This is a genomic window from Sporosarcina sp. USHLN248 (assembly GCF_037144575.1).
GTDB classification, from domain to species: Bacteria; Bacillota; Bacilli; order Bacillales_A; family Planococcaceae; genus Sporosarcina; species Sporosarcina contaminans.
On the sequence record NZ_JBBCZC010000056.1, the window covers coordinates 1 to 18,860 of the forward strand.

Annotated in this window: 19 protein-coding genes and 1 riboswitch; of the genes, 1 reads left to right on the forward strand and 18 read right to left on the reverse strand. The window is 39.7% G+C overall.

From position 1 onward, the window contains the following. Positions 1-433: 433 nt before the first annotated feature. From spoIVA to WFH04_RS16635, 17 genes are all read right to left on the reverse strand, one after another. Positions 434-1,912: a stage IV sporulation protein A gene (spoIVA, locus tag WFH04_RS16555; protein WP_336825166.1), complete on the reverse strand. Its 1,479-nt coding sequence runs from the start codon at positions 1,910-1,912 to the stop codon at positions 434-436. A gap of 89 nt (positions 1,913-2,001) precedes the next feature. Further along, the gene (locus WFH04_RS16560) at positions 2,002-2,718 is read right to left on the reverse strand and encodes a hypothetical protein (protein ID WP_336825167.1); all 717 of its coding nucleotides are present in this window, start codon (positions 2,716-2,718) and stop codon (positions 2,002-2,004) included. Between the two features lie 5 nt (positions 2,719-2,723). After that, entirely contained in the window at positions 2,724-2,927 is a 204-nt protein-coding gene (locus tag WFH04_RS16565; protein WP_336825168.1) for a DUF2768 domain-containing protein, read from the reverse strand. A gap of 33 nt (positions 2,928-2,960) precedes the next feature. Then, positions 2,961-3,980, reverse strand: a complete 1,020-nt coding sequence (locus tag WFH04_RS16570) for an NAD(P)H-dependent glycerol-3-phosphate dehydrogenase (RefSeq protein ID WP_336825169.1) — start codon at positions 3,978-3,980, stop codon at positions 2,961-2,963. 30 nt (positions 3,981-4,010) lie between these two features. Continuing rightward, on the reverse strand, positions 4,011-5,321 hold the full coding sequence (der, locus tag WFH04_RS16575) for a ribosome biogenesis GTPase Der (protein WP_336825170.1): 1,311 nt from the start codon (positions 5,319-5,321) through the stop codon (positions 4,011-4,013). 157 nt (positions 5,322-5,478) lie between these two features. Beyond that, positions 5,479-6,618 carry a 30S ribosomal protein S1 gene (rpsA, locus tag WFH04_RS16580; RefSeq protein WP_336825171.1) on the reverse strand — a complete coding sequence of 380 codons (1,140 nt, stop codon included), beginning with the start codon at positions 6,616-6,618 and terminating at the stop codon, positions 5,479-5,481. Positions 6,619-6,697: 79 nt separating this feature from the next. After that, positions 6,698-7,279: a lysophospholipid acyltransferase family protein gene (locus WFH04_RS16585; protein WP_336825172.1), complete on the reverse strand. Its 582-nt coding sequence runs from the start codon at positions 7,277-7,279 to the stop codon at positions 6,698-6,700. Further along, positions 7,276-7,953 (reverse strand): (d)CMP kinase, encoded by a 678-nt coding sequence (gene cmk, locus WFH04_RS16590; protein ID WP_336825173.1) that lies wholly within the window; start codon positions 7,951-7,953, stop codon positions 7,276-7,278. Before cmk ends, WFH04_RS16585 begins: the two co-directional genes overlap by 4 nt. A gap of 89 nt (positions 7,954-8,042) precedes the next feature. Continuing rightward, positions 8,043-8,681: a flagellar brake protein gene (locus WFH04_RS16595; RefSeq protein ID WP_336825174.1), complete on the reverse strand. Its 639-nt coding sequence runs from the start codon at positions 8,679-8,681 to the stop codon at positions 8,043-8,045. A gap of 83 nt (positions 8,682-8,764) precedes the next feature. Beyond that, positions 8,765-10,051, reverse strand: coding sequence for a PepSY1/2 domain-containing protein (locus tag WFH04_RS16600; protein WP_336825175.1), 1,287 nt, complete (start codon positions 10,049-10,051; stop codon positions 8,765-8,767). Between the two features lie 70 nt (positions 10,052-10,121). After that, the gene (sleB, locus tag WFH04_RS16605) at positions 10,122-10,913 is read right to left on the reverse strand and encodes a spore cortex-lytic enzyme (RefSeq protein ID WP_336825176.1); all 792 of its coding nucleotides are present in this window, start codon (positions 10,911-10,913) and stop codon (positions 10,122-10,124) included. Between the two features lie 222 nt (positions 10,914-11,135). After that, complete coding sequence (gene prsW / locus WFH04_RS16610; protein WP_336825177.1) at positions 11,136-11,816, reverse strand: glutamic-type intramembrane protease PrsW; 681 nt, start codon at positions 11,814-11,816, stop codon at positions 11,136-11,138. 142 nt (positions 11,817-11,958) lie between these two features. Then, complete coding sequence (locus WFH04_RS16615) at positions 11,959-12,921, reverse strand: YpdA family putative bacillithiol disulfide reductase (protein WP_336825178.1); 963 nt, start codon at positions 12,919-12,921, stop codon at positions 11,959-11,961. Positions 12,922-12,958: 37 nt separating this feature from the next. Beyond that, a complete protein-coding gene (locus WFH04_RS16620; protein ID WP_336825179.1) occupies positions 12,959-13,630 on the reverse strand; it encodes a metallophosphoesterase in 672 nt (223 codons plus the stop codon). A 161-nt stretch (positions 13,631-13,791) separates the two neighbouring features. After that, positions 13,792-14,502, reverse strand: coding sequence for a LysM peptidoglycan-binding domain-containing protein (locus WFH04_RS16625; protein WP_336825180.1), 711 nt, complete (start codon positions 14,500-14,502; stop codon positions 13,792-13,794). An 82-nt stretch (positions 14,503-14,584) separates the two neighbouring features. Continuing rightward, a complete protein-coding gene (locus WFH04_RS16630; RefSeq protein ID WP_336825181.1) occupies positions 14,585-16,027 on the reverse strand; it encodes a RecQ family ATP-dependent DNA helicase in 1,443 nt (480 codons plus the stop codon). Then, the gene (locus WFH04_RS16635) at positions 16,020-17,060 is read right to left on the reverse strand and encodes a YpbB family protein (RefSeq protein ID WP_336825182.1); all 1,041 of its coding nucleotides are present in this window, start codon (positions 17,058-17,060) and stop codon (positions 16,020-16,022) included. The genes WFH04_RS16630 and WFH04_RS16635 overlap by 8 nt, the downstream gene beginning before the upstream one ends. A gap of 112 nt (positions 17,061-17,172) precedes the next feature. On the opposite strand from WFH04_RS16635, the gene WFH04_RS16640 reads away from it, so the two are divergent. Continuing rightward, positions 17,173-17,433: a ferredoxin gene (locus WFH04_RS16640; protein ID WP_336825183.1), complete on the forward strand. Its 261-nt coding sequence runs from the start codon at positions 17,173-17,175 to the stop codon at positions 17,431-17,433. 147 nt (positions 17,434-17,580) lie between these two features. Here the strand turns inward: WFH04_RS16640 and WFH04_RS16645 are convergent, their stop codons facing one another. Next, complete coding sequence (locus tag WFH04_RS16645; RefSeq protein ID WP_336825184.1) at positions 17,581-18,162, reverse strand: ECF transporter S component; 582 nt, start codon at positions 18,160-18,162, stop codon at positions 17,581-17,583. 216 nt (positions 18,163-18,378) lie between these two features. Then, positions 18,379-18,510, reverse strand: a riboswitch (FMN riboswitch). Positions 18,511-18,860: the final 350 nt, after the last annotated feature.

An 18,860-nucleotide genomic window follows, 5' to 3' on the forward strand; every position in this document is an offset into this window, starting at 1 on the left:
AGGTGGCAACCGCTCGGATCGCTTCGAATGAGATATAAAGGCAAAAAACGCCTTTAGTTTCTCATCCTCCAGCGCCGGTCGCGGCTGGACGCCACCTTCCGCTTTTCTTTGAACACTGTAAAAAGAGTAACATACTCAAAACCGCGACGCAACAATATTATCAACGTTTGTAAGCGCTTTTCGATTTATTTTATAAAAAAAACAAAAAGACCCGTCAAAAACGGATCTTTTTCAGTAAAAACAGCATTTCCACTTGACAGATTAGGATTTAAAGCTCTTCATTAACCAAAAGGAATTTTAAGTCTTTTCGCAATAGCCTTTCTCTATGAACAATCTGTCTCTAAAATGCTGACAGGATTTTTAGATGTAATCTTGCTAAAAGGATCGTAATTCCTAAGTTTTTCCGAAATATTAAAGACCTCCATATAACAGATTAAACGATGAAGGTAATCATTCCTTTATTGCCGTCATTGACCATTTGCTCTATCGTCTCCCTTAATCGTTTTCGAGCATTTGGCGGCACTGAGGAAGTTTTAAAGCGGATACTTTCTTTCATCACTTCATGGAGTGGAGTGCCGAACAATTGAGTTTGCCATAATGCATCTCGATCATGTAAGTAGGCATTCTTCAATTCCTTCAGCAAATGATGGCTATGGAATTCCGAGCCGATCAATGGTGAAAACTCAGCGTCCATATCAATTCTAATGATATGAAGGGACGGCGCGGATGCTTTCATTCGCACACCGTAAAAATTATCTTGTTTAATCAATTCAGGTGGCGATGGCTGGAAATCATCGATTGTCGGCAATGCTACACCGTAGCCACTCTGTTTTGCTGTTTCAATAGCCTCCGCATACATATCATAGGATTTCTTCGCTTTAACGGCATCTTGAATGAATACGAGCCAATCTTTTTTAGTCCGGATTTCACGTTGCATAATTTTCTCGCATACCTCTCTGAATGCTTCTTCATCCATTTGGATATTAACGATTGCTTTTCCTTTTCCGGCATCTACATCGACAACTTCTGCATGGCGAACATAATTTTCATCTTTGAGCTTTTCAGCAAGCTCTTGAACTTTTCGTATTTTGGATGCTTCCAAAAAGCCTTCGTTTATAACGTTGTCAATCGCAGCATTCAATTCATGCTCTGGTCCGAGCACGTCCATCCAGTCAGGCTTTTGCAGATCGATATGCGTAATTGGGAATTCATATAAAGCTTCTTTTAAAATTAATTGGATCTCTTGCGCGTTTAATTGATCGGCACTAATGGCAATTACTGGAACTCCATGCGTTTCCTGCAATTTATCGCGCAATGAGATCGTCCGATCATGTGCAGGCATTTTAGAATTTAGTACAATTACAAATGGTTTGCCAATTTCTTTTAGTTTGCCAACAATCTCTTGTTCTGCAACTTCAGCAGCCTGTCTTGGGATATTATTTACTGTACCGTCTGTCGTTACTAAAATTCCAATCGTTGAATGGTCTCGAATCACTTTATCGGTCCCTATACGGGCAGCCTCTTCAAACGGAATAGGTTCGTTATGCCAAGGTGTATGGACGTATTTCGGGCCATCTTCATCTTCATAACCTTTGACACCATCAATAACATAACCAACACAATCTGCCAGCCGTACTTGAAATGACAGTTCGCCATCTCCAATAGAAACCGACGTCCCTTGCGCTGGCACAAACTTAGGCTCAGATGTCATTATGATCGGACCTGGTGAGCTTTGTGGCAGCTCATCCTGTGCTCTGGCCCGATCACCCGCATCTGACATATTCGGAATGACGACCTCTTCCATCACCCGTTTCACAAATGTAGATTTCCCGACACGAACAGGGCCGACAACACCTATATAAATATCCCCATCCGTTCGTCTAGCTAAGTTTTCATATAACTCTTCTTTCATGCGTAGCCCTCCTTTTTTTGCGCATATTAGTTTATGATAAAAAAAAACGTTTCATGCTAAAAGCACGAAACGTTTTTATATCGCAATGATTATTTGCCTTTTTTCATGAAAATAGGCTCATTTTTTTCATTAACTGTGTATGGCAAGGAGTAAGCAGGCAAAATCGGATACTCATCGGAAAGCAAATGGCGAATATCTTCACCTTGTTCGACAGATGGCTTTTCCTCTTGTAAAATCCTGTTTAAATCAATTGAATAGTCTACATAGAAGTTCCCGTCGCCTCCAATGACAATCGGCAACAATGCATCCGAATAAGGGCTCTCCACTTTAATCGGCTCTTTGAAGCCCATTTTTTCATAATCAATTTCAAAAACCGCTTCTCCAACCGGATCTTTAAATGGCACACTGCCGTTCACTGTCTTTCTTATGTTTAATTCCCGAATCCTCTCAGCTATTCGAAGGTCTACAAGTTTCACTGTAGGATTCTCCTCTACGTCCATTAAAACATATTGGAAAATACCGCCGACTTCATATGCGTTAGACGGGATTTTTTCTGTATAAGCAGGTACAATTTGTGAAAATTCGATTGGATATTTAATATATTGATCCGTTTCTTGCTCTCTCGTTTTAATCGGAAGCAAACCGCCACTATTTTCTTTAAACGCATCGACAGCCTTTTGGACTGACTCTAATTGATCTTCGTACGGATTTTCTCGTGTCACTTTCTCATCTTTTGGATACATGCATCCTGACAAAATAATAGTGAAAAGTAACATTGACATGACCGCAAATCTTTTTCGGAACATCTCATTTACCCCCTCCCTGTCGGCCCACTGAATACAATATAAATCATTGCCAAAAATGAAAAGAGTAATAGAGCATACGCAATTAATGCAAATAGGAATTTTAATAATCTATTTTTCAATTTATGTCGGCTAACATGGATGAGCCCCATGGAAACGACCATGAAACCCATTGCATAAAACGATAGCCACATTTTATCCATAGAGGACAAATCAATCATCCTTTCCAACTAACAACACATCGATTATTTATAAAATATGTCTTCAATCTCCTGTTTTTTCGTTCGGCCCATTAACTGATCTACAGCTTGTTTAGGCGTTTCTCCTTCGAACAGCACCGTATAGAGTGCCTCGGTCAATGGCATGGATACTCCATGGCGAACAGCAAGCTGATGTGCTGCCTTCGTTGTACGGATGCCTTCTATGACCATACCCATCCCAGAAATGACATCGTCTAATGTCTTGCCTTGTCCTAACAAGTTTCCAGCTTTATAGTTCCTTGAGTGGATACTTGTACATGTGACGATAAGGTCGCCGAGCCCTGTCAATCCCGAAAATGTTAATGGATTCGCACCCATCTTCATGCCAAGACGGGTTATTTCGGCCAGTCCTCTTGTAATGAGCGCTGCTTTCGCGTTATCCCCATAGCTCAAACCGTCCGATATTCCCGCAGCTAATGCGATAACATTTTTTAAAGCACCGCCAATTTCCACACCTATAAGATCATCATGTGTGTAAACACGAAAATAATTGTTCATAAAAAGATCTTGTACTTTAATAGCTGCTTCGGCATCCAAAGATGCTGCCGTAATCGTTGTCGGATGACGGAGGACAACTTCCTCGGCATGGCTTGGACCTGATAAAGCAACAATCGCTTTTCTTTTTTCCGGATCAATTTCATCCTCGATCATTTCGGAAATCCGTTTCAACGAATCCGGCTCGATTCCTTTCGAGACGTGAACAATTAACTTCGGTTCGTTTATTAATCGATTTAGCTGTCCACATATTTCTCGAATTCCTTTTGTTGGAACAGCGATGATCAAAACATCGCTGTGAGTAACAGCTTCCCGTACATCAGTCACTGCATGTAAATTAGTCGGCAGCTCTATTTTTGGCAAATACATTTCATTTGTATGCTGCTCGTTTATTTCCCTGCATTGATCGGGCTTTCTTGTCCAAAGCATGCAATTATGTCCATTGTCGGACAAAACGAATGCAATGGCTGTTCCCCAGCTTCCCGCTCCAAATACAGATACTTTCTCCAAAGTCTTCACCTCATTATTCACTGAGTCCGCTTAACTGCGTGCGCGTGTAATTAACCTGATCGGGGTTCCTTCAAATCCGAATGACTCCCTCAGCCGGTTTTGTAAAAATCGTTCATAAGAGAAATGCATAAGCTCCGGATCATTTACGAAAACAATGAATACCGGCGGTTTGACTGAAACTTGCGTAACATAATAAATGCGCAGTCTGCGTCCTTTATCTGACGGGGCAGGGTTTCTCGCCACTGCATCTTCTATCACTTCGTTCAATACGCTCGATTGAATACGCATCGCATGATTTTCGCTTATCATTTGAATTTGGTCAAATAGCGTTTTTACCCTTTGTTTCGTTTTTGCAGACACGAAAGCAATCGGAGCATAATCAAGAAAGAGGAAATTTTTTCGAATGTCTTCTGTAAAACGATTCATCGTTTTTTCATCTTTTTCAACTGCATCCCATTTATTGACGACGAAAAGAATGCCTTTGCCAGCTTCTTCTGCGTACCCTGCAATCCGCTTATCTTGTTCACGGATGCCTTCCTCGCCGTTTAAGACGATCAGTACAACGTCCGATCGGTCAATCGCCTTTAATGCACGAAGGACACTGTATTTTTCCATATTCTCATATACTTTTCCTTTTTTGCGCATACCAGCTGTATCAATAATTTTGTACTTTTGCCCTTCGAATTCATATGTCGTATCAATCGCATCCGTTGTCGTCCCAGCTACATCACTGACGATGACACGTTCTTCGCCCAATAGCGCATTGACGAGCGATGATTTCCCGACGTTCGGTCTGCCAATCAATGAAAAACGGATAACGTCTTCTTCTTCGTCAACTTCCCCTTTTTCGGGAAAATGCTCAGCAACAGCATCCAACAAATCTCCAAGACCAATTCCGTGCGAACCTGATATTGGATATGGATCGCCGAATCCTAATGAATAGAAATCATAAATCATATCCCGCATATCCGGGTTATCGATTTTATTGACGGCCAATACGACTGGTTTTTTCGTTTTATAAAGAATTTTCGCTACTTGTTCATCCGCGTCAGTAACACCTTCGCGTCCATTCGTTAAGAAAATAATGACATCCGCCTCTTCGATGGCGATTTCAGCTTGCAAACGGATTTGCTCTAAGAACGGTTCATCTCCAATATCGATGCCGCCAGTGTCGATCAAATTAAAATCATGGGAAAGCCAGTCTGCAGAACTATATATGCGATCTCGCGTAACCCCCGCCACATCTTCTACAATCGATATACGCTCTCCGACAATCCGGTTGAATATTGTCGATTTCCCTACATTCGGCCTACCGACAATTGCTACAGTTGGTTTACTCATCAATTAACACCCTCTTAGTATTCTCTTTCGTATTATACACAATTCCTACAGTGCCGTCTAAAGGCGAGACATGTAAGCAGAACGAATCGCAGCACAAAAAAAGATGATGATGCTTACTTTGTGCATCATCATCTTTCAAATCAATTATCGGAACCGCTTACTCAGAAAATTTCTTAAGTTGATCTCCGATAACATCGCTGAGCGAGAAGCCGGTTTCTTCCGTCATTTCATAATCACCAAATGATTCATTGTCTTCTTTTTCAATCAAATCTTTAATGCTTAGAGACAAACGGTTTTCATTAGCGTTCACATCAACGACTTTGACTTTCACTTTTTGTCCTTCTTCGAGGACTTCATGCGGCGTGCCGATATGCTGATGGGAAATGCGGGAAATGTGCACCAATCCCTCGACGCCAGGCAGTACTTCAACAAACGCACCGTAAGAAACGAGACGCTTTACAGTTCCTTCAAATACCGAGCCGACTGGCGCCTTTTCTTCAATACCTTCCCAAGGTCCAGGCAAAGTTTCTTTAATAGATAAAGAAATCCGTTCAGAATCTCGGTCAACTGACAATACTTTTACGCTAACCTTGTCTCCTTCTTTTAAAACATCAGATACTTTATCTACATGCTCATGGGAAAGCTGTGAAATATGGACGAGTCCATCGACACCGCCAATATCGATGAAAGCACCGAAAGATGCAATGCGCTGAACTGTCCCTTCAAGCACTTGGCCTTCTTTGAGATTTTCGAGAACTTCTTCTTTTTTTTGCGATTTCTCTTCTTGGATAACCGCACGATGGGATAGGATCAGACGATTCTTTTCCTTGTCCATCTCAACAATTTTGAATGTCATCGTACGTCCTTTATAATCCTCGAAAGATTCAACGAAATAATCTTCAACGAGCGAAGCAGGTATAAAACCGCGAACGCCAAGATCGACGACTAAACCGCCTTTTACAACATCTTTCACTTCTGTTTCAATCGTTTCTTGATTTTTGAACTTTTCTTCTAAAGAGTCCCAAGCGTTCTCTGCATCCACTTTACGCTTAGAAAGGACATAGTTTTCATCTTCAACTTTTGTAATAACTAATGTCAGTTCATCGCCCACATTAACTGCATCTGATGCTTTCTCGATATGCAGGCTCGATAATTCGCTAATCGGGATGACACCGTCGAATGGTGCGTTAGGGATTTCTACTGTTACCGCTTTGTCTTCAATCTTTGTAACAGTAGCGGTTACCTTGTCCCCTTCTTTATATCCGTTCAAAGCGTCCAAATTCATCTCTTCAGTCATATGTAGTCCTCCTCCATAATGAATCCTACTTCTATATTATTCGAATCAATCGATAAAAACAAAAAATTACCCTTACGATTCATTTATTTAGTTCTAAAAGTTTACGGATTTCATCCATAATGACAGCAGTGACCTCATCTGCAGATGCACGTCTTTCACGGTATGGGGTCATATCGATTGGTTTGCCGTAGACGACTCGCAGCCGTTTAAATGGTTTATATGGGCCTATAATCGCACATGGCACAACAGCGGCATCTCCTTTCAAAGCGAAAAAGCCTGCGCCTGATAATCCCTTGCCTAACTCTCCGGTTTTGCTTCTCGTCCCTTCTGGAAATAGACCAACCACTTCCCCGCCTCTCAGTAACTTTAAAGCGGTCCTTAAAGCTTCACGGTCGCTCATGCCACGTTTGACCGGAAAAGCATTAACCTTTGGCAAAATGGTTTTTAAGATCGGCATGTTAAACAGCTCTTCCTTCGCCATGAAATGGACCGTTCTTGGACACGTGATGCCTACGACTGGCGGATCCAAGTTATCGATATGATTCGTACAAAGCAACACCCCTCCTTCTTTCGGGAAATTTTCCTTACCTATGACTTTTATGCGATAAAGCGGAAAAAAGATCGTACTGACAAGCATTTTGCCTAATGGATATAAATTCATCGTTCCATCCTCTTTTCAGCAAGTTCTATCACTTGATCCGCGACTTCCTCAATTGACAAAGAAGTCGTATCAAGTAGAATGGCATCCTCTGCCTGTTTTAAAGGAGAAACTTCGCGTTCGCTATCAGCCCTGTCACGTTCTTTAATATCCGCTATCAATTGCGCCAAGGAAGTTTGAATGCCTCGTCGTTGATTTTCAATATAGCGACGGTCTGCACGTTCTTCAACGGATGCCGTCATAAATATTTTCAAATCTGCGTTGGGCAGCACAGCAGTGCCGATATCCCTTCCATCCATAACGACCCCAATGCCAGCAGCCAAATCCCGCTGCTTTGCTACCATCATCTTGCGGACATTCGTATGAGCAGCTACTTGAGATACGTTTGCGGTCACTTCTTGAGATCGAATGACCTCCGTACAATCTTTGCCGTCTATAATAACGGCTTGACCATCTCTATTAGGCAGTAACTGGATGTCCGTCTCCTCGAGCAATTTCGAAAGATCTCTATCACTGTCCATATCTATGCCTAACTGAAGCGCCTTATGCGTCAATGCGCGATACATCGCTCCTGTGTCGATATATGTGAAATTCAACTTTTCAGCAATTCTTTTTGCAATCGTGCTTTTTCCTGCAGCAGCTGGTCCATCAATTGCAATAATAATCCCTTTTGACATATCATCTACCCCCGAATTCAAATCAAAAACATTGTATCACAAGGAAAAGGGAAAAGTCCTAATGTACAGGACTTTTCCCGATGAACCTTTCATTTCTCGTTTCGCTCCATCAGTTGTCTTTCAAAACAGAAACGAATGATATTTCGGCGATCTATGTCATCAACTTGTAAAAATTGCAACGATGCGATCTTCCGTTTGTCCTTTTCCCAAATCCGTATAACTTCCGCCTCTGTTCTCACATACTTCACTTCATCTTTTTCAAAAGGAAGTGCGATCGTCAAATGAACAGTATCGTTTTCGGCAAAAAAGTCTTTCGAACTAAGATATAGCGCGATTCCTCCTGCACTTATGTCAGCTGCAACGAACTGTTCGTACACACCTTCAAGGCAAACTGCAACGTCAATCGCAGTTTCTACGCGCACGAATTCTCTTCTTTGAATTTTGATCAGTTGATCATCGCCAGGATAGTTCATTTTCAACATCGGAATGCCGCGGTTCAATCGTCCTTTTACTTCACTACGAAATGCGTAAGACATTTTATCTTCCACAAAGGAAATGAGGAGTTGCGTACCGTCCATAAAAAATGCTGTACGGTTCGTTTCAATATGGGTTGGATAATCAATCATGAAAAACCCTTCTTCGATATCCACCACTTTACTTTTATATTTGTCACCTAACTCCGTATAGTCTTTATCGATGATAATTGTGGTACCTATCGAAAGTCGCATTACGAAACACCTACCCTCAACAATATATCTCTATTATGTCATGGGTATGGTGAATTGCCAATATGGTTTCAATAAGTTACTTTTTACTCTAAACGTTCTGTCTTTATTACTTCTGCCGTTTCTGTATCCACTACGATCCGATAAGTTCCTGTATGCCCATTTTCATCTCGAATTGCTGTAAGGTAGTATGCAAGCCTTTGTTTCTTTTCATCATTTTCAACATAGGCTAATTCGTCCTTCATAATTTTAACATCATCATGGAAAAAATCTTTCCAATCAATTTTATTAACTTGCTGTCTTGCAAGTGTTTCTTTTCGTATATACTCTGCAGCATCCAAGCCTAAAACATCCCCGGTATCTTTGGAGAGTTTCAAGTGGATAGTATCTGAAAATACTTTCGCCTTATAAAATGGTTCTTGACGTACATATACAAAGTGATAGGCATTGCTATTCTCCCTTGATTCCTCATAAACCAAATCCTTATATCCCGCGCGCTCAAGAAAATCCTCCGCTTTTTCTTTCACTTCTTCAAACGATAAATTGGTGTTGCCGACAGAACGCTCTGATAGGTAAGAGAGGACATGGCCACCCTTCTCGGTAATATCGATATATCCAACAGATTCATTTGTTGCAAAACGAATATGGAAAAATGGATATGGTGAACCAGGTTTACTCATCTCTACACCAATCACTTCATTTGAAACTTCCGGAAACAATTTTTTGAATCGCTCAATCGCTTGATCCTTTGTTACTTTAGCATCGTCCAAATCTTTCAGCTCTTTTTTCTTCATAGCATCCGATTCGCTTGCTGTGAGTGGAAAATCACTTTCAGTATATTTCTTAACTGTATTCCCCATATTGGACCAATCATAGTCCGGACTCGTACCGTCCAACCGCTCCGTCCATTCATTGATATTATACTTGCCGTCCATAAGACCAGCTGTTGCAATTTGCCACTCATCCGCCATAACTCTTAAATTATTTGACGCCTTCGACATCACTTCGTAATATTCTTGTGGATTCGACAGCCGATCCGCTTCTTTAGCATAGTTACCAAGCCTTCCAAGATAATTCATCCATGAAGTGGAAAAGCTATTATCAAACGGCAACGATGAAACGGAACTCTTAATGTCTGAAGAAAGTCGCCAAACATCTTCTCTTGCTTTTCTTGAACCATCGGAGTCATTAAACAGCAATGTCTTCTTCACTGCAGTATCTAACTCCTCCAACTTCTCAGATGCGTCAGACATTTTTTTTGCGTATTGCGTACTAAGTGCCAAAGACAAATTTTCATTCTCTGTAACTTTTGTAAATGAAAAAACTCCTAAAACAGCCACAGCATATGCGAGTAAAAAAATAATTTTTTTCATATTAAAGAAACAGTGCCGGTAATGAATATCATCGCCGAAACTATTTGCTTAACCTCCCTCCAATGAAATTTTAACTGCAGAAAATATGCAAACCAATTTTCTTAATTTGAGGTCTTGACCATATCCATTTGCTTGTTGCGGTAATCGGATTAAAGTAATAAATTGCATTTTCGGATGGATCCCATCCATTAATTGCATCTAACACTGCTTCTTTTGCCCTTTCATTTGGCGTAAGCCAAATTTGACCGTCAGCTACAGCCGTAAATGCACCAGGTTGGAAAATGACACCGCCAACCGTATCTGGAAAGTCAGGATGTTCAACACGATTTAAAATGACAGCCGCAACTGCTACTTGACCTTCATATGGTTCTCCGCGGGCTTCTCCATAAACCGCATTAGCCATTAGTTTTAAATCTTGCTCTGAATACTTTGAAGGTAAATGAATATTTTCTTGTTTACCTCCTCCCGCCTTAACTTGGGTAGATAGTGGCTTACCCCCATAATGGGTGAATTGATTCCCTTTTCTCAAATTATCCATGACGAATTTTTCATCATAATTTGAAGCTGCAATTAATTTCTTTTTAGTTTGGGAACCGGCAATACCATCGATCGGCAACCCATATTTATCTTGGAAGTTTCGCAAAGCCCAATAAGTTCCGTAGCCGAATTTCCCGTCAATTTTGCCGTTATAGAAGCCGATATATTGAAGCCTCGCTTGCAATTCGATCACATCGTCTCCCGTTGCCCCTTGTGATAGATCACGTGGACTGAAAGCTCCAATTTGGACAGGTGAAGTTGCATAGGCACAACTAAGCAATAATACAATTGCCAAAAGCTTTATTATCATTTTTTTCAATGTCATCGCCTCCTTTTTCACAGTCTGTCCAATTCAATTTGTTTTATAACGATCCCGTTTCTTGTTTTCCATTGCCAACTTTAATAATCGTCCATCTTCTTATGCTTGCTTCATGATTTAGTCATTTCAAACATGACACGCCTATAATTGCATATACAAAAAAAGCGAATTCCTCATCTGCAAGGAATTCGCTTAATAATCGTTAGTAATTTCAACCTATCAATTCTTCTACATTTTCGTCTCTGCTTTTTTTCGGAATTGTTGCATGGCAAAGGTGTGGGCATATTTGACGCGCGTCAATCCAAACCACCATAAGAAAAGCATGAATGGGATAATTAAATATAATGATAGATCATTAACAGCCAAAATACCGTTATAAATAAAATGCAATAGAAACGGAGCAAAGAATGCGAAAAACAACATGCCTCGATGATTGGCAGTAGAAGCAAATTTTGCTCTACCAAAATAGTATCCCATAACAACACCGAAAAGTGCATGACTTGAAACAGGCAACAGCGCTCTTAAAAAAGCAGTGTCCAAACCGAATGTAAATAAATATAAAATATTTTCAACCGTTGCAAATCCTAAAGAAACGCTTGCACCATATAAAATGCCATCATATGCATCTTCAAATTCTACATGTCTATAAATAGAAATGATTAATATAAACCATTTAAAAAACTCTTCAATCCAACTTGTGAAAATAGCATTTCTAAAAAACTCATTTGTGAAAATTTCCTCTTCCTCGAAAACATGTTGGATAAACATAATCGGAAAGGTCATAGCCGCCCCATATATAAATGTGTGAAATATTGTACGGGATGGATCTTTGGCTATTTGTTTCCGTAAGTAAAAATAGCTAAAGAGCGCCAGTCCAGGCGCAATCGCTACAGTAAGCAATATAAACATGCTGGCGGCCCCCTTCAAAGCCATTATAACATGATTTTCAACCTTTTCTGTCAAGAAATTGAAAGGCAAAGCGTTCGAAGTATAATTTTATAAAATATAGTGAAATTATTTAGAAGGTGATTTGCAATAATATACAATGTCTCTACGACTTGCTTTCTATATGATTCGCAATGAGACCGCCATGCAAACGACCATTTTCAATGAATATTTCGTTTGCATTATTTCCGGCCGCTATCACTCCTGCAATGTAAAGGCCTTCGATTGTTGTTTCCATTGTTTGTTCATTAAACAAAGGTCGGCCTGATTCCTCATCAATTTGGATTCCTATTTTTTTAAGGAAGTCATGGTCTGGGTGGTAGCCTATCATCGCAAAGACATAGTCGTTTTCCAATAAATGCAACTGTCCATCTTTTTCCATCGTCACGGATGTAGGTGAAATTTCAACAACTTTGGAGTTAAAATGCATTTCAATTTCACCATTTCTAACAAGGCTATCGAAACCTGGAAGTATCCACGGCTTGACACTAGGGGAATATTCACTTCCACGGTAAATGACCGTTACGAACGCTCCTGCGCGCTGCAGCTCGATTGCAGCATCTACCGCTGAATTCTTTCCTCCTATGACGACAACTTTCTTGCCGAAAAACGGATGTCCTTCCTTAAAGTAATGATATACGTTCGGCAATGACTCACCGGGAACACCTAATTGATTTGGTTGATCATAATATCCTGTCGCCACGATGACATATTTCGACGCATATTCGCTTTTATCGGTTAAAACGTGAAATTGGTTGTCTTTCTTTTCAACTTTTTCTACTCTTTCATAATTGTTGATTTGTAAGCCTTTCAATTCAGCTACTTTTCTGTAATAGACAAGTGCGTCGTTTCGCTTAGGTTTTTCTTTCGCCGTAATGAACGGAATATCTCCAATGGATAATTTTATGCTTGAGCTAAAAAAGGTTTGATGCGTAGGGTAATTGTAAATTGAATTGACGATATTGCCCTTTTCAATGATTAATACATCCATACCGATTTTTTGTAATTCAATTGCTGCCGATAATCCGCAAGGACCACCACCAACAATTATGGCATCTTTCGAATTCATTTTTATTGCACTCCTTCATATCATCCATACAATATGTTTAATAATGAATTTTAATGACGTGGCATTCTGGCGCAGCACCGAAACGCAAAGGCAGTAAGGAAGTGCCATAGCCATTGCTTATTAAATTCGCTCTTCCTCCTAAGTCGCAAAAACGCCCTACTTCATGAAGGCCAAATTTGCCGAACCGAATTTGTCCTCCATGTGTATGTCCAGAAAGCATTAGTTGAGGTTTTACATATTCTTCAACTTTTCTTACTAAAGATGGTGTATGAGTTGCTACGATTGTATAAGGAAATTGCTTTGAAAGCTGGATGGATGCTTCGACATCGACATTTTTACTTGATGGATCATCAGTTCCACAAATGCACCAATCTGAATGGCCGTCAATTGCAACCCCTTCATTATCAAGAATCTTTACGTTAGATGAGGATAATATTTCCCTTAAATGAGTTTCACCGACTTCTCGATCGTTGTTCCCCCATATGAAACATGCCGGTCCTAAACTGGACAGTTTTGAAACGTTCTTTTGAATCCGATTGAGAGGTACCCCTTTTTCAGCGAGATCACCCCCAATTACAACGAGGTCAATCTCACCATGCCGCCGTACTCGTCTCAACAACGTTTTATCAATTTTTCGTCGATGAATGTCCGAAATGAAAAATATTGTTAAAGTACGGTTTTCTTTTTGAGTCATATTCAATTGTTGCAAACGAACGTTTCTCCCTTTTGCAAACAAAAACATATATAAGAGAAATGCTAGATTAGCGCCTGTTAACCACTTAACTACATTAAAAATCTTTTTCATTTTGCACCTGCCATAAGAAAAAGGCAAAGATCTTGGCTTTGCCTCTTCAATCCATTTCAATAGTTTTATGGGATAATCAATTTTTGACCGACTCTTATTTCATTCGATGTGAGTCCATTCGCTTGTTTGATTTTATCGATCCCTTTATCCGAACCATAGTAATTAACTGAAATTCGATATAATGTTTCATTTTGACGAACAATATGGGTTTTTCCTGTGTTTTTCGGAGGGTCCGGCTTCTTTTCTTCTTGTTTTTTCACGGGTTCTTTTATTGATTCTTTCGATGGTTCTTTTTCCGCTTTTTGATCAATCTTTTTAGGCTCTGTTTTTTGGTCTACTTGCGTCGACTTGCTATCATTGTTATTTTTTTCCTGAACAGTCCCTTGACCGCTATTATTGTTCCCAGTCACATTCTTTTTATCCTCTTTGTCATCTTCTTTGTTATCATCATCTGCCACTCCAACTGCTTTGTCAGTCGGGTCTTGGTAATTAGGAGTGTTTGTGTCGATCTCTAATCGGACATTTGAATCTCCTACACTTGCAGAGCTGCTATCTGTTCCGAAATAAAAATTATAAATGACATAAACGAAAATCATGATAGGAATGAATGTGAAAACACCTAAAATGACATTGATCACTGTATGACTTGAAGCCTTTTTCCGTCCTTTACTATGACGTTCCGCTCGGGAAGGCAACTTGCCTCCATTCATACGCTCAAGTACATCGATTTCTTTGCGATGTTCCTCAAATTCAATTTTGTAATCATTGTTTTTCATCGGCATATTCTCCTATTCCATGTCGCTCTTCCTTATATTATGACGAATCTTGTAACAAAAGTAAACGGACAACGGACCTCTATTACAGGAGAGATAAAATTCTTTCATCCCAACTACGAGCTCTTTTACTATGTCGTTCTACTAATCGTTGATTGGATGAGAGCCATACAGCATTGGGCAAGCCACAAACAGAGCAACAATATTCGCGTTTGCTATCCAATTTTTCATCAAAATACGACATTAAACTTTCACGAATACACCTTTGACCTGTAATCAGTTGAACCATTTCGTGCACTTCACTATCTTTTTGTTTAGCTAGACGGTCAACAATGTGAAGAACTTTGTCGATTGAAAACTGCTCCATATAAAAATCAAGTACCCTTTTAGCTGTCTCTCCTAAACTCGCTCGATCAGCCGCTTCATCATCGTTAACGCCTTCTGATAATAAATATGCATAATGCATTATCTGTTCTTCTGCTGGTAAATCATTTTGAACGATGAATCGAGTCATATCTTCATCACGCGGCACATAAAGCAACGTCGCTGCAGCAGGCTTACCATCTCTCCCTGCCCTTCCGACTTCCTGGACATATGCATTCATATTGGAAGGCATATGCTCATGAATCACTTGCCGAATATCTCCTTTATGAATTCCCATTCCGAAAGCATTCGTCGCGCAAATCCATTCAATTTCACCGTTAATAAATTGCTCTTGAATAATCGCACGATCTTCATTTTCTTTTCCTGCGTGATATGCCTGGACAGCAACTCCAATACTTTGCAATTCAGTAGACAGCTCATCTGCCCTCTTTCGCGATGAAGCATAAATGATCCCTGGTCCAGTTGTAGCTGTTACTCGTTCTTTAATCCAATCATATTTTTCATCATATGTATTTAGTTGGATAATACAATACGATATATTTTGCCGATCAAGTGAATGTCGCTCTACTACTGGATTATCCATATGTAAGTAATCTGAAATTTCTTCGATAACTTGACTCTGAGCAGTTGCCGTCAAAGACAAAATAGGCGGGCGTCCATCAAAATCAATCAACTTTCCAATCCTTAAATAATCCGGACGGAAATCAAAGCCCCACTGCGAAACACAATGGGCTTCATCTACTACAATAATTGATAGCTTCATCGAACGTAGCTTATTTGCAACACGTTCTTGCAAAAGCATTTCTGGAGAGACAAATATGAATTTATATTGCCCTAAGTTTTGCAAAGCGATTTTGCGCTCTTGAAATGAAAGAAAGGAATTGAGGGCAATTACACTTTTCTCTCCATTCTTTCGCATTTGCGCTGCTTGATCTTCCATTAATGAAACGAGCGGGGAAACGATAACGACCGAACCTTCCAGTAAATAACCAGGAAGTTGATAGCATAACGACTTTCCCATACCCGTAGGTAAAATGGCGATTGTATCTTTCCCGCTTAAAATATGCTGGATCACTTCTTTTTGACCGGGTCTGAATTTTTCGTAACCAAATCGTTTTTTTAACGTTTCATATAGTTCAATCATCTTGTCCTCCTGTATTTATCGACAAAATGAGCCGTAATTGGAAATAGGATAATGCTTGAAATTCATCCTTTAGCACCCTTAATCGTTTCGTTTGCAGTTCTTTCATCTTTAACCTTACTGCCTGAACATCCCTTTCCGTTACAAAAGAGTGAATCGGGAATCTTTCATCATGGATTGCCATTTCAACAAAATGATCTTCTATCGTACTTAATTTCAAATTACGCTTTGCTGCAATTTCCTCCATAGTTAGCCCTTGTAAATAAAGTTGTTTCGTTGCTGTTGCTGATTCGGTCAAATCTTCAACTATGCGAATATCAGCTGCGATTGAACTCATAATCGGAAATTCTTTTTTATGCTCAACAATTGGCAGCAATCTATGAAGGCTTTCTAAAAATAATAGACGTATGGAGGAAGGGGAACGTTTCAATTCAATAGAAAGCTGATCATACGTCATTGCCGCATTTTTATACCCTGTAAGCCTGTATGCAAAAATAAGCTTCTGTTCTTCAGACATCCCGGACTGAACAATAGCTTTTATTAACTCTTTTCCAATTTGCCTTGCAAACTCCGGATCAGCCAATGGTCGATTCATAAAAAAACGTTTAACGAAAATTTGTATAGTACGATCTGATTCAATCGGCAAAAAAGATCGGTTGCCATTTTTTATATTTGAAACGGTTTGCACGACAAGGGAAAGCCTTCTGAAAAAGAGTAGTTCCTTGCCTCGATAACTCCAACCTTTAAAATGAGTTGATGGGAGCTGTTGCAGCTGTTCAAAACCTATTTCTGTAATAAAAACTAGCTGGTCTTTTATTTCTATCAAATGTTCTTTCTGAAGTAAATGAATAGCCTCCTCATACTCGTCGACCTCTACTTTCGGCAAAATAGAAAAGTACGGTTTCAAATTAAAATACTTAACATCTGAGAGTGTCTGGCCGGATTTTTTGCCACGCAATATGTATAATGCTGCGTTTTTAGAACGCTCGCCATGCATCTTCCCTATAATCTGCAATAGGATTGAAGATAGTTTCATAATATTGTTTTCCCCCATTTGTCAAAGTTTTATTGTTGAAACTTATCCTAAACAGCTTTAGAATGGAAATGGAACGAAATCGATAGTGCGGATAGAAGAGGAGAGAACATCAATGTCTACATGCAAAAAATATACAATTGTTGACCAAGATACATGTATCGCCTGCGGAGCTTGCGGGGCAGCTGCGCCAGATATCTATGATTATGACGATGAGGGGATCGCCTTCGTTATTTTAGATGATAACACGGGTACAACCGAAGTTCCAGAAGAACTGTTGGAAGACATGGAAGACGCATTCGATGGCTGCCCAACTGACTCCATCAAAGTTGCGGACGAGCCTTTCGACGGTGATCCGTTAAAATACGAAGACTAATGTATTTCATTCGCACCATTCAGAAAGAAGTTTCGAACGTCGAATCAATCGACATTTGAAACTTCTTTTTGAGTGGACTATTTCTTCTCAAATAAAAATTGGCGAACGGTTCGTCTATCCGCTCGCCAATATTTTAATTGTTCTATATTATGCTGTTAGCTTTTGCTGTTGGTTATGAATCCATCTTTCCATATTCTTATACAGCAGCAATGAAATAATCAATAGCATGATCCCTTTTATAATATTGAAAGGTAAAATCCCTAACACAATCATATTGAATAATGCTTCTCCAGTGTAAGAAGGCATATTCAAAAAATAAGAATACATAGGCAGGAATACTAGGTAATTCAATAAACTCATACCAATTGCCATTGTAAATGTGCCTGCTATAAGACCTGCTGTTAAACCTTTCATGGATCTCACCTTTTTAAAGATCCAATAAATTGGCATGATGAACAAGATGCCGGTTACAAAGTTTGCAATCTCGCCTACCGGCACACCTGTCGGACTGCCCGATAAGAACCAATGCAAAACATTTTTCAACAACTCGACCGCAATTCCAGCTACTGGGCCCATCGTCATAATCGCCAACACAGCCGGTATTTCACTAAAATCAATTTTTAGGAATGCCGGTAAAATAGGAAGCGGAAAATTCAATTGCATTAAAACGGTTGAAATACTTCCTAAAATAGCGACGAGAATCATTTTGCGTAATTTTTTATTACCCATTTCTTCCTCTCTCCTTTTTCGATTCACTTCAAAAAGAGGAAAGGTTCGCCGTGTTTCTGAAAATTGTTCATTAAAAAATCCCTAAAGCAATTGCTTCAGGGAGAGTTTTCAAAGGCAACTTTAAATAAGGGTTATCAAAGAGGTTCTTTTACTCCACTTTGCCCCATACTTAAATAAGCACCCTTTTTGCGAACAACACAAAAAAGACGGCTGCACCTTCACCTTCTCCCATCCAGACTATACTGTCGGCTCCGGAATCTCACCAGAATCAGCTGTTAAGCTCGCGGGCTAAGAAGACAAACTTCCATTTCCGCCGGTCGGGAATTACACCCTGCCCCGAAGATGAATCATATTCTATTACCTTTTCATTGTATACAATAAAAGTTCAGATGTAAAGTAGTCTGTTTGTCATGCATAAATCGTTTATTTAAAGGTTACACCGTGCACATTTATTGCTATACTATTTCATACACGATCCTTTTCATAGTAAGCAGCTAACATATGCCAATACTTCTCATGGTAAGCAATAGATTTTTATCGGTTTTCGCCATAGTTAGAACATCAAGTTATAGCTTTCTATAACGTATAAAGGGGCTGTCCAATAAGTCCCTAAAATAGAACAGGTGGCGAAAAACGAATCGTTTTTCGCCACCTGTTCTTGTATTTTTCTCATTCAATACTGAAAGTAGCACGCGGAT